General features: G+C 54.4%; 11 protein-coding genes. 3 read left to right on the plus strand and 8 right to left on the minus strand.

From position 1 onward, the window contains the following. Positions 1 to 175: 175 nt before the first annotated feature. Together DC3_RS26285 and DC3_RS26290 are read right to left on the minus strand one after the other, a co-directional pair. The gene (locus DC3_RS26285) at positions 176 to 913 is read right to left on the minus strand and encodes a sugar phosphate isomerase/epimerase family protein (protein WP_146890802.1); all 738 of its coding nucleotides are present in this window, start codon (positions 911 to 913) and stop codon (positions 176 to 178) included. An 86-nt stretch (positions 914 to 999) separates the two neighbouring features. Further along, positions 1,000 to 2,091: a Gfo/Idh/MocA family protein gene (locus DC3_RS26290; RefSeq protein WP_146890805.1), complete on the minus strand. Its 1,092-nt coding sequence runs from the start codon at positions 2,089 to 2,091 to the stop codon at positions 1,000 to 1,002. A 614-nt stretch (positions 2,092 to 2,705) separates the two neighbouring features. Between DC3_RS26290 and DC3_RS26295 the strand changes: the two genes are divergently transcribed. Then, a complete protein-coding gene (locus DC3_RS26295; protein WP_186816280.1) occupies positions 2,706 to 3,890 on the plus strand; it encodes an ROK family transcriptional regulator in 1,185 nt (394 codons plus the stop codon). On the opposite strand, the gene DC3_RS26300 is transcribed toward DC3_RS26295, so the two are convergent. Beyond that, positions 3,854 to 4,477 (minus strand): NUDIX domain-containing protein, encoded by a 624-nt coding sequence (locus DC3_RS26300; RefSeq protein WP_146890811.1) that lies wholly within the window; start codon positions 4,475 to 4,477, stop codon positions 3,854 to 3,856. The two genes, DC3_RS26295 and DC3_RS26300, sit on opposite strands and share 37 nt — an antisense overlap. 215 nt (positions 4,478 to 4,692) lie before the next feature. On the opposite strand from DC3_RS26300, the gene DC3_RS26305 reads away from it, so the two are divergent. Continuing rightward, a complete protein-coding gene (locus DC3_RS26305) occupies positions 4,693 to 5,229 on the plus strand; it encodes a YceI family protein (RefSeq protein WP_146890814.1) in 537 nt (178 codons plus the stop codon). A 65-nt stretch (positions 5,230 to 5,294) separates the two neighbouring features. Here the strand turns inward: DC3_RS26305 and DC3_RS26310 are convergent, their stop codons facing one another. From DC3_RS26310 to DC3_RS26330, 5 genes are all read right to left on the minus strand, one after another. After that, a complete protein-coding gene (locus tag DC3_RS26310; protein ID WP_146890817.1) occupies positions 5,295 to 7,133 on the minus strand; it encodes a hypothetical protein in 1,839 nt (612 codons plus the stop codon). A gap of 103 nt (positions 7,134 to 7,236) precedes the next feature. Further along, complete coding sequence (cysK, locus tag DC3_RS26315; RefSeq protein ID WP_146890820.1) at positions 7,237 to 8,202, minus strand: cysteine synthase A; 966 nt, start codon at positions 8,200 to 8,202, stop codon at positions 7,237 to 7,239. 62 nt (positions 8,203 to 8,264) lie between these two features. Further along, complete coding sequence (gene cysE / locus DC3_RS26320; protein ID WP_222594837.1) at positions 8,265 to 9,071, minus strand: serine O-acetyltransferase; 807 nt, start codon at positions 9,069 to 9,071, stop codon at positions 8,265 to 8,267. A gap of 145 nt (positions 9,072 to 9,216) precedes the next feature. Next, the gene (locus DC3_RS26325) at positions 9,217 to 9,408 is read right to left on the minus strand and encodes a hypothetical protein (protein ID WP_146890826.1); all 192 of its coding nucleotides are present in this window, start codon (positions 9,406 to 9,408) and stop codon (positions 9,217 to 9,219) included. 164 nt (positions 9,409 to 9,572) lie between these two features. Then, positions 9,573 to 9,926 (minus strand): hypothetical protein, encoded by a 354-nt coding sequence (locus tag DC3_RS26330; RefSeq protein ID WP_146890829.1) that lies wholly within the window; start codon positions 9,924 to 9,926, stop codon positions 9,573 to 9,575. A gap of 580 nt (positions 9,927 to 10,506) precedes the next feature. Between DC3_RS26330 and DC3_RS26335 the strand changes: the two genes are divergently transcribed. Then, a partial coding sequence (locus DC3_RS26335) for an ABC transporter permease (RefSeq protein WP_146890832.1) occupies positions 10,507 to 10,877 on the plus strand: 371 nt, incomplete at its 3' end.

Raw genomic sequence — 10,877 nt, forward strand, 5'->3', positions numbered from 1 at the left:
GAAAATTTAAAGGTTTCTTCATCAAGCTGGCTGCTTGTGCACAGGCACGGCTTTTTTTCGTGTCAGTCTCTGTCTGTAAAAACAATTTCTTGAGAAACCTCCTGTTCATTCTGAGTGCCCCCTCAAGAAAAAGCCACCTCCAGAAAACAGAGGTGGCAAGCATGAGAAGAGAGCCTCAGATCAGGTTCTGGCTTTTGAGGTAATTCAGGCTTTGTTCCAGGCTGTCCCAGGGAGAGCCCTCACAGTTGTCCTGCTCAACAAGGAGCCACTCTACTCCTGATGCAGGAGCAGCGTCCAGAATCTGCTGGAGAGGCACTTCCCCGTTGCCCAGTTCCACGGTCTGCCATCCACCTTCTGGTTTACGTTTCACATCTTTGAGGTGCAGCAGGGGAATTTTTCCGCTGTATCTCTGCATATAAGCGACAGGACCGACCCCTCCAGCATGCAACCAGGCCACGTCCAATTCGGGGTTGACACCCTGCGCTTTCAACAGGAAGTCAAAGACTTTTTCGCCCTTGTGGTCTTCTAAGAGTTCATGGTCATGGTTGTGATACTGCAAGGTGATGCCCGTGCCCTCCAAGCCCTGAGCCGCTTCGGTCAGAACGGTCTGGATGTACTGCCAGGATTGCTCATCGGTGGCTTTGGACCACGCACAGGTGAGGTACTGGGTGTCCAGGGCTTTGCATTCCTCAATGAGCTCAGGCAGGCGGTTTTTCAGGTCATCCAGACCCGTGTGTCTGCCGACCACCTTGAGGCCCACCTCATCCAGCACGCTCTTGATGTGGGCAGCACCGGGAATCTGCCCGAACAGTTCCACCCCCTGAAATCCCATCTCGGCGGCTTTTCTCAGTGCACCTTCGTAGTCTTTTTGCAGTTCATCACGGATGGTCCAGCATTGCAGGCCGTATTTCATGTGTGTCTCCTTGAAGGGTCAAAATTCTTCTTAAAGAACAACGGGCAGGATGCACTTGCAGTGCCTTTTCTGCCCATTTCTGGCTTTTACTCGAACATCTCTTCACTGGCGTTCACAGCCAGCGCTTCAGGACGTTCTGGTGCAGAGCCAAGTTCCACAGCAGCCCGTTTCTCACTGCTTTCCAGAATGGCATGCATGGCTTCCAGCACGTGGTAGGCGAGGTCTCCACTGGCCCGGTGGCTGCGGCCCTCATCGTGGGCATAGAGCAGGTCGCTGAGGCCCACCCCACGGGAATTCTGGGTGAAGCCGTGCTCGGGCTGGATTTCGGTCCACTCGCGGTTCTTCCAGAGTTTCGTCACCCCACCAAAGCTGTTGGGATCGGGGAGCACCAGGGTGCCATCAGTCCCGTAGATGATCAGGGTGTCGTATTTGTCCCAGTGGGTGTCAAAGCTGGTGGTCAGGGTGCCAATGACACCGCTGTGCAGTTGCAGACTGGCCGTCACGTGGGTGGGGGTGTTCACCTGGATCTGCTGGCCCTGTTTGGCTCCGCTGCCAATGGTTCTTTCCGGGAAGCTGGCTCTGGAAAACCCAACAACTGAGTGCACAGGTCCAAGCAGTGCAGCAATTGCCGTCAGGTAGTAAGGCCCCATGTCAAACAGTGGACCTGCCCCGGGCTGATAGAAGAACTCAGGATCGGGGTGCCAGGATTCGGGACCCCGGGTGAGCATGGCGGCATGGAACCCGATGACCTCTCCGATCAGGCCTTCGTCCAGCAGTTTGCGGGCGTTTTGCAGGCCCCCGCCCAGGAAGGTGTCGGGCGCACAACCCACCCGGACATTGTTGGCCTTTGCCTCTTCGAGAAGCTGTCTGGCTTCCTCAAGGTGGATGCTGAGGGGCTTTTCGTTGTACACATGTTTGCCTGCACGCACTGCCCTGAGGGCGATTTCTGCGTGCGCAGCAGGAATGGTGAGGTTGACCACAGCCTCAATCTCGGGATGGGCCAGCAGTTCATCCACTGTGAGAACATGGGGAACCCCATATTTCTCTGCCTGCGCACGGGCACGGTCCAGATTGAGGTCTGCGATGGCCAGCACGCGGGTGTTGCGGAAGCGGGATGCGTTTTCAAGGTAGATGCTGGAGATGTTGCCTGCACCGATGATGCCGATGGCGTGTTTCATGACGTACCTCTGGGGAACACCTGGTTTGGGATTTTCCCCAGTCTAAGCCTTACTGAAAGCGCTGTCAAAATTTGTCTTGAGTGCAACTTGAAACAATTTCAAAAATCAGTTTCAGAACACCATTCTTCGAATATTTGCGATAGAACAATTTTGAAAGCCTTTTACCAGTTCCCGGCAAATGACCGCAAAACAAAACCTGAGATTTTTTCTGTGTAGAGCAGGCTTATGACAGAATTGCCCTGTAGATCAGTGTTTGATCATTTGACCAGAACACCCCTGTGCTGTTTCATTTTCTGAAAATTCCTGAAAACCTCTCCTTCTCTTTGAACGGTCTATCAGGATCATCGTTGATCCTCTGGCAAACCCACAGTGCAAAATGGCCTATTTCTGGCAGCAGAAGTCCAGACATCTTGCCCCGTTCAAACCGCATCTCTTTCCCTGAAATCTGGAGAGCTCAGGTTCACCAGTCTCCCCTCTTCTGAGCTGCCACCTGCACCACACACTTGCTGCATATTTTAATTTAATTAATTTAAATTGACATGAAGATTTCCAGCTGTTACTGTGAACTCAGCAAGCGTTTTCGATGTCTCATCCGCGCTTCTACAGGAGCAACCATGACCTCACTGAAAGGCGACCAGGGAACCGCCCGTGCCCTCAACCGTCGGCTGATCCTCAACGAAATCCGGCGCAACGGTCCCACCAGCCGTGCCCGTCTGGCCGAACAGACCGGGCTCAGTCCTGCGGCCATCACCTTTGTGACCACCGAGTTGCTGCAAGAAGGACTGCTGGTTGAAAAGGGAGAACGTCGCCCGATTCCGCTGGACATCCACTACAGCGGTCATTTTGTGTTGGGCCTGAAATTGATGGAAGACCGATTGGAGGCCGTCCTGACCGACCTCTCCACCCAGATCCTCTCCAGAATCACCCTGGACCTTCCAGACCATCAGCCTGAAACCGTGGCCCTTTACGCAGCACAGGCGCAAAAAGAACTCTGTGAGCAATCCGGGGTGGCAACAGAGAACCTTCGAGGCATTGGCATGGGTCTGCCGGGTGTCATTGATGCCAGGAGTGGCATGTGCCTGAGCTCTGGGCGCTTTGGCTGGAAGAACATCCCCATCGCCCGCATGATCAGCGAACAGGTCAGGTTGCCCGTCTGGGTGGACAACGATGTCAATGCTTTTGCTGTTGCAGAGCGTCTGTTCGGACGGGGCAAGTCCGTTTCCAATTTCGTGGTGGTGACGGTGGGGCGTGCCATTGGAGCAGCGGTGGTGCTGGAGGGAAAACTGTACCGGGGCCGCAACGGTGGCGCGGGAGAATTCGGGCACACCCTCAGTGAGTACCGGGGCAGAAAATGCGAATGTGGACGGCTGGGATGCCTGGAAGCCTACGCCAGTGAACGTTCCATCCTCAGGCATTTTCAGGAAATCAGCCCCAGGCACCACAACATCCAGATTGAAGGCCTGATCCGTCAGGTGGAACGCAGAAATGAGCGCATCCTCAACATTCTGGAAGATGCAGGAAGCAGGCTGGGACGCAATCTTGCTGACATGGCCAACCTGCTGAACCCTGACCTGATCATCCTGGGAGGTGAAGGGGTCAGGCTGGGTGAGGCTTTTTTTGAACCCATGCAAGCGGCTTTTCGGGAAAGGGCTTTTGACTGTGTGGCAGATGAACTGCCCATTGTGATTGACGACTGGGGCGATGACGCCTGGGCCAGAGGTGCTGCTGGACTCGCTGCAGAGCACTTCTTTGATTTTGAACTTCAGCCGTCTGAAACCGCTCCTGCCAGCAACCCCTGAGCTTTTGCATACTGCAGCAGCAAGATGGTCTTGGCATCCACAATTTTTCCCATTTCAATCATGTGCAAAGCTTCACTGAAAGGGAGTTCGAGCACTTCAATCTCCTCTCCTTCTTCTTTCAGGCCGCCTCCTGAGCTTTCTCTGGAGGCAGGGTCATACTCGGCCACAAAATAATGGAGTTTCTCGGTGACAGAGCCCGGTGATGAAAAAGCTTCAAAGATCTTCTGGGCTTTTTCAAGGTGGTATCCGGTTTCCTCCTTCACTTCACGGCAGATGCAGGCCTCTGGATCTGCTTCATCGAGCAACCCTGCAGGGGTTTCGACCAGGAGATCGGGACAGCCATTCACAAACGCTGGATACCGGAACTGCCGGGTCAGAATCACCGTTTGCTGTTTTCTGTTGTACAGCAGGATGGTGGCCCCATTGCCCCGGTCGTAGGTCTCGCGGGTCTGGGTCTGCCAGGTGCCGTCCTGTCTGAGGAATTCCAGGGTGTTCTTTCTGAGGACCGACCAGTCCTCAGAGAGGGTCTTGACTTCTTTGAGACGGATGCGCTCTGCAAGCGGAAGGGTCGGGTCTGGTGTATTCATGCTGGCCTGATTTTATGTCCTGGTTCTGGAAGCAATCTGAAGAGGACTTCCAATGCACTCCAGCCTCCTCTGGTCTTGCAAGGCAGCAACCCCACCTCTGAGCGCCAGGCATGATCGAGATACATCTTTTCAATCACTATGTATCCAATAACACTATTTTTTTTATAGCAATTCGTTTAACATCAAACCATAGCAGTTGCAACGAGGAGGCAGCTATGAAATGGAACATTGACCCCAGCCACAGCCAGATTGGATTTGCCGTCAAACACATGATGATCTCCACCGTGCGTGGAAGCTTCAAGAGCTTTCAGGGCACCATCGAAACCGATGACCAGTACCGCCCCGTAAACGTTCAGGTCACCATTGATGCAGACAGCGTGGACACCCGCGATGCCCAGCGTGACGGTCACCTGAGAAGCGCCGACTTCTTCAACGCCGACAGCAGCAGACAACTGGTCTTCCAGAGCACCAGTGTTGAGCAGACCGGGGAGCAGCAGTACAGCATCAAGGGCGACCTCACCATCAACGGCATCACCCGCCAGGTCACCCTGAAAGCGGAAACCACCTCCACCGGCAAGGACCCCTGGGGCAACACCCGCATTGCTGCAGAAGCCACCGCCACCATCAACCGGGAAGACTGGAACATCACCTGGAACCAGGCGCTGGAATTCGGCGGCGTGCTGGTGGGCAAGGAAGTCAAACTGCATCTGGAAGTGCAGGCCATCCAGGTTCAGGACACCGTTCTCTCCTGAGCTCCCTCCAGCACAAAATCAACACCCCAGCGCAATGTTGGGGTGTTTTCTATTCCAGGATGGGGTCAGGGCAGGATTTCCAGGTTCAGGACCAGATTCTCACGGGTAGGGATCAGCTGTGCACATGTGTCAGCCTCTTTGACACACCCATAGAGGTCGCCTGTGTCCTGAAGACCGCTGGCATTCTCATCCCTGAAGGCTTCCAGATGGTAGGCACCTGAAAGCAACCCGGTCAGGCTGAAAGTGGCTTCATGGCCTTTCTGGTACACAGGAACTTTGCGTTTTGGAGATGCTTTGCTGCAGATGCCTTCCTGTAACAGGCAGGCGGTCAGGGTCAGGCCATAAGCAGTCTCCCCTGCTGGAAGCTGGAGTGATCCAGACAGGGCATTGGCTGGTCCCCAGGGCAACTGGCCTTTGAATCGAACCACCACCAGATAGGGGGCTTCATTGCGGGTTTTCAGGGTGATGGTGGCATCCTGGTTTTTACCGCGCCCCACATAATAGGCCATGGAACGGGCAGTGTCTTTCTGGGATTGCAGTGGACGATATCCCAGCAGGGTCCAGCTGGTTCCGACCTGGCCATGCAACGCTTCGCGCAGGTCCAGAGACTGGTAATTCTTGCGGGTGCTGATCCCTGTGTTGCTGAACATCAAGACCTGGGCCCAGGCCAGCATCAGTTCTGCAAAAGGCTGACCCATCACCTGAGACAGGTTCTGCTGGCCTGTAAGAGAGCCCTGGGTCAGCCTCTTCCAGAAATGGTCATGTCCTTTCTGCTCTGCCAGCCACCAGAGAAACAGAAAATTGTAGCCATAGAAATGATCTGCCTCACGGTTGCCCAGAACGCCAGGATCGACCCGGACATTCTGGGGAGAGGCCAGCCCCCATGCAGCCTTGTTGCGAGCATAATTCCCTTTCTGTGTGCCATAACCAGAAAGTTCTTCTGCAGCAACAGCACTGGCCTCTTCCAGCCAGCTGTCTTCTGGAAATTTCCCCTGCACAAAACGGTTCCCCAGAGCGATCAGGTGTTTGAGTTCATGAACCAGCGTGGAAGGCAGGTCGTACTGCAGCATGCTTTCACGGCTGGTCCTGGGAAGGAAAGAAGATGGAGTGGCAGCGTAAAAGACATCCCCTCCATTGGAGTGCTCAATTTCATCGGGGAACCAGTCCATCGGGTCCACATAGCCATATGCCCCTCCCTGTGCCACCTCACGGGAGAAGACAATTCGGATTTTGCCGTTCCCATCAAAGTCCACAGGGGCACCAAAATAGCGCACATCTGTGGGGTACAGTTTCTCTTCAAAGGTCTTTGCAAAAGCAGCAAGTTCGGCATCACTCAGGTCTGCATTGTCCCTCCGGTCCACGAACCAGTAGGCATTCGCAGAAACCAGCCGCATCTCTGTCATCACCTGAACCTGTCCTTTTACCCCATAGATCCAGTAAGGGCACAGAGCACCGGGAGCTGGTCTGGTGCAGTTGACCTCCTGTTTGCGGATGGGGACATTCAGGATGGTTTTCCAGCCTTTTTGCATGGCCTTTTGCAAGACAGCCTGTTGATGCTGCAGGACCCCTGGATGGTCCCGCAGTGTTTCCGACGGATCTGAAAAGCTGAGCTGCTGCCTTTGTGACACCTGTTGCTGCTCAGGAACAGCAACCCCATCCACCAGCAACTGATAGGTGAACCCATCCTGCAGGGCAGGCTGTTCTGCATTGACGGGAATCACTGCCACACCTTCATCAGGGGTGAGGTTCTTCAGGGTCAGGGTCACCTGCCCGTTCTGAAAATCCTGTGGGCGAAAAACATGCTGTTCATAATGCACCTCTGGAGGCAGGGTCTGAACTGGGGACTGGCAGCCTGTCAGGGTCAAAAGCAGGGCCGCAGCCAGAACCGGAACTGGTTTTTTCATGCTTCCTCCGTGGGCTCTGCCTGCCAGTGTACTGCTTTTCTCTTGAGTCGCCCCAAAACAAAACAGCACCTCCGAAAAGGTGCTGTCATTCATCTCTGGGGGTTTATTGAACCAGTTCCTGCTCGCTGAAGATGCCTTCAAAGAGGATGCTGGAAAGGTAACGTTCGCCGGAATCGGGAAGCACCACCACGATCATCTTGTCTTTGAATTCAGGCTGCTCGGAGACACGCACCGCAGCAGCAACCGCAGCACCGCAGGAAATGCCACCCATGATGCCTTCTTGCTGCATCAGGCGACGGGCCGTATCGATGGCTTCCTGGTCGGTGACGGTTTCCACACGGTCCACCAGGCTGAGGTCCAGGTTCTTGGGGATGAAGCCTGCACCAATGCCCTGAATCTTGTGGGGGCTGGGTTTGGGGTCTTCCCCGTTCAGGGTCTGGGTGATCACCGGACTGTTGACGGGCTCCACAGCCACCGTGGTGATGGCCTTGCCCTGGGTTTTCTTGATGTAACGGCTCACCCCGGTGATGGTGCCTCCGGTGCCCACACCGCCCACAAAGACATCAATTTTGCCTTCGGTGTCTTCCCAGATTTCTGGACCGGTGGTTTTTTCGTGGATGGCAGGGTTGGCAGGGTTCTCGAACTGCTGGAGCAGGAGGTATCTGGAGGGATCGCTGTCCACAATTTCCTGGGCTTTTGCGATGGCACCCTTCATGCCCTTGGCGGGCTCGGTGAGCACCAGTTCAGCCCCCAGGGCCTTGAGGACCTTGCGGCGTTCCAGACTCATGCTGGCAGGCATGGTCAGGATGATCGGGTAGCCACGGGCAGCCGCCACAAAGGCCAGCCCAATGCCGGTGTTGCCACTGGTGGGTTCGACCAGGGTCATGCCAGGCTTGAGCACCCCGCGCTCTTCAGCATCCCAGATCATGTTTGCGCCAATGCGGCACTTCACGCTTCCGGCAGGGTTGCGTGACTCGAGCTTGGCATAGATGTTTCCGTTGCCGATGCGCTTGAGGCGCACCAGGGGGGTGTGCCCGATGGTCTGGGAATTGTCTTCGTAAATGTTCACTTGATCCTCCTTGGTGGGACACTTGAGCCGGATTTGGGTTGATCTGCAAGAACCTGAGGGATTCAGATGTGGATGTCGAACTCGTGGTTCATTTCGAGCGCAGGGGTGAATTTGACGTTGCGGGCCATCACCTTGGCAGGCACTCCCGCCACGGTGGTGTGGGCATGGACGGGTTTGAGCACCACACTGCCAGCAGCAACCTTGGCGTCCTTGCCAATTTCGATGTTGCCCAGCACCGTGGCTCCTGCCCCGATCAGCACGCCTGAACGGATTTTCGGGTGGCGGTCACAGCACTGTTTGCCTGTTCCCCCAAGTGTGACCCCATGGAGCATCGAAACATTGTCGTCCACGACTGCCGTTTCACCAATGACCACCCCGGTGGCGTGGTCCATCAGGATGCCCTGACCCAGGTGTGCTGCAGGGTGAATGTCCACTGCAAAACGCAGTGACATCTGGCTCTGCAGGAAAAGTGCAAAGGCCTGCCTGCCTGTGGTCCAGAGTCGGTGGGCAATGCGGTGCGTCTGAAGGGCGTGGAACCCTTTGAAGAACAGAAATGGCGTCAGCAGGTCTTTCACTGCAGGGTCGCGCTCACGGATGGCTTGCAGATCGGCAACCACACCCCCGAGCACCTCGGGATCTGAAAGCACCTGCACAAATTCGGCCCGGAGGTCCTCAGCACACACCTCTTCCGTGCTGAGTTTTCCTGAAAGCAAGACACTGAGGCCTTCTGCCAGGTTTTCACTGGTCAGAAATACAGATTTCAGCAACCTTCCAAGCACCTTTTCGGATTCAGAGAGTTGCTGTGCGGCGTGCTGAAGTTCGGACCACAGGGTTCTGGCCTGCACGCTGTTGTGAAGAAGGGTTGCCACGCTCATAGTATACAAATGCTATCAATTGTGTGGGAGACCAATTGACTAGCTGATCGCAATTCACGCCTTTTCATGAAGATCAGGATACACCTTCTGAAGGCAAGTCTGGATCAAAAAAATGATCGAAGAGATCAGCAGTCAGGGATCAATCCTGATCCAGACCTCTGGTGTGCCCCTCTGGTTCGAGTTCCTCCACAGCTTCACGCACCGGACGAATCCACAGGCCGTCTTTCTGGAATTCAACATGCACAACTCTTGAATGTCCCAGAGCTCTGCCTGCTTCCTCAGGCAGTTGCAGCACCCACCCCTCAGGATGGCGTTTCAGGACCCCTTTCATGGCATCAACCTCAGCACCAGATCACCTCTGGACCCAACATACCTCTGCAATGTCAGTCCAGGACCATGAAAAAATACCGGACCTTTTGGTCCGGTGTCATGTTCAGTGGGTTGGTGGCCGTTCGTTCGGCAATACAGCATGCAATGGTCCCTGAGCCCCCTGTTTCAGAAAGGCGGATTCACAAAAAGCTGGGTGAACTTGGAGATGGTCGCAAGCGTCAGAAAGGACACGCTGAAGATGGTGAACATGCTCATCATGCGCCGAACCCCAAGGCCATAACTGGGGTTGTTGACATAAGCCTGGTGGTGCTTCTGCCAGCGGGCAAATTTCAGTTTTCCATCATTGCTGACACATTTCTGGGTGAAAGACAGACCAGACCAGGTGGTGAAGCCCTGCTCACTGATCTGGGCAATGGTGTCTTTGCGGAAGAAAGGCTGAGGATTGGAAAGGCTGGGATAGACAATCACCACGTCGCCCACCTTGTACTTGCTGCTGGTTTTCACGAACTCCTGTAACATTGCACTTTCCAGAATACTATGCATTCTTCAGTTTCGGCACAGTTTCGTTCAAGCATTAAGGTTGTAAGGAAAATGTTGTCTTTACATGGAGATGTTTAATTTTCTCATGAGACTTCGAGGTTCTTCATTTATGCCATTTCCCATCGGCGATCATGCGGCCATGACAATGAAAGGAGGGATAGATTTATCATGAGGATCTTTATTTTTATGCCGTTTTTTATGGTGCCTCTTGAACCATACAGTTCAAGAAACCCACAATCAATTTGCAACCCAAAGGAGACAGTGCTGCACAGCCCTGTTCTGCCCCCTGTCGAACGCTCTCCTTCTGTGAGAAGTGACCAGGGGTTTTCCCTTTGTATGGAAATCCTGGGTCAATTCGACAGGATTTCCTACTGTCCTGAAGGCCTGTTTCCCCAGAAACTGTCAATGGAGCATCTGGTTTCGAAACCCTGAGAAGCCTCTTTCCCTTGCAGAGGTGAAGAAAATACGCTGTACTGGTAAACTGAAGACAAAACAGTACAGTCCGCTCTGCTTCGCATTCAGCCGTCTCTCGATTTTCAGTGATCTCAGGAGGGTGAGCATGACGAACACCGCAGCCAAAACCAAGAGCACACCCCGGCAGGGCGTGCAAGCTGCTCGAGCCAGAACCGCCATCTGGTTTCTGGTTCCAGCCCTGATCGCCATCGTTCTGGTGGCAGGCTATCCGCTGTACAAAACATTTTATTTCAGTTTCACAGATTCGAACATTTCCAACCCTGCAGATGCAAAATGGATCGGTCTGGGCAACTACTGGTACACCGATCCTCAAACAGGGGTTTCTCTGGGGCTCTTGCAGGACCCCAAATGGTGGAGCGCCGTATGGTACACAGTGAAGTTTACTGTGGTTTCAGTGGTGCTGGAAACCATCCTCGGCCTGATCATTGCTCTGGTGATCAATGCGAAGTTCAAAGG

It is taken from the genome of Deinococcus cellulosilyticus NBRC 106333 = KACC 11606 (assembly GCF_007990775.1).
GTDB classification, from domain to species: Bacteria; Deinococcota; Deinococci; order Deinococcales; family Deinococcaceae; genus Deinococcus_C; species Deinococcus_C cellulosilyticus.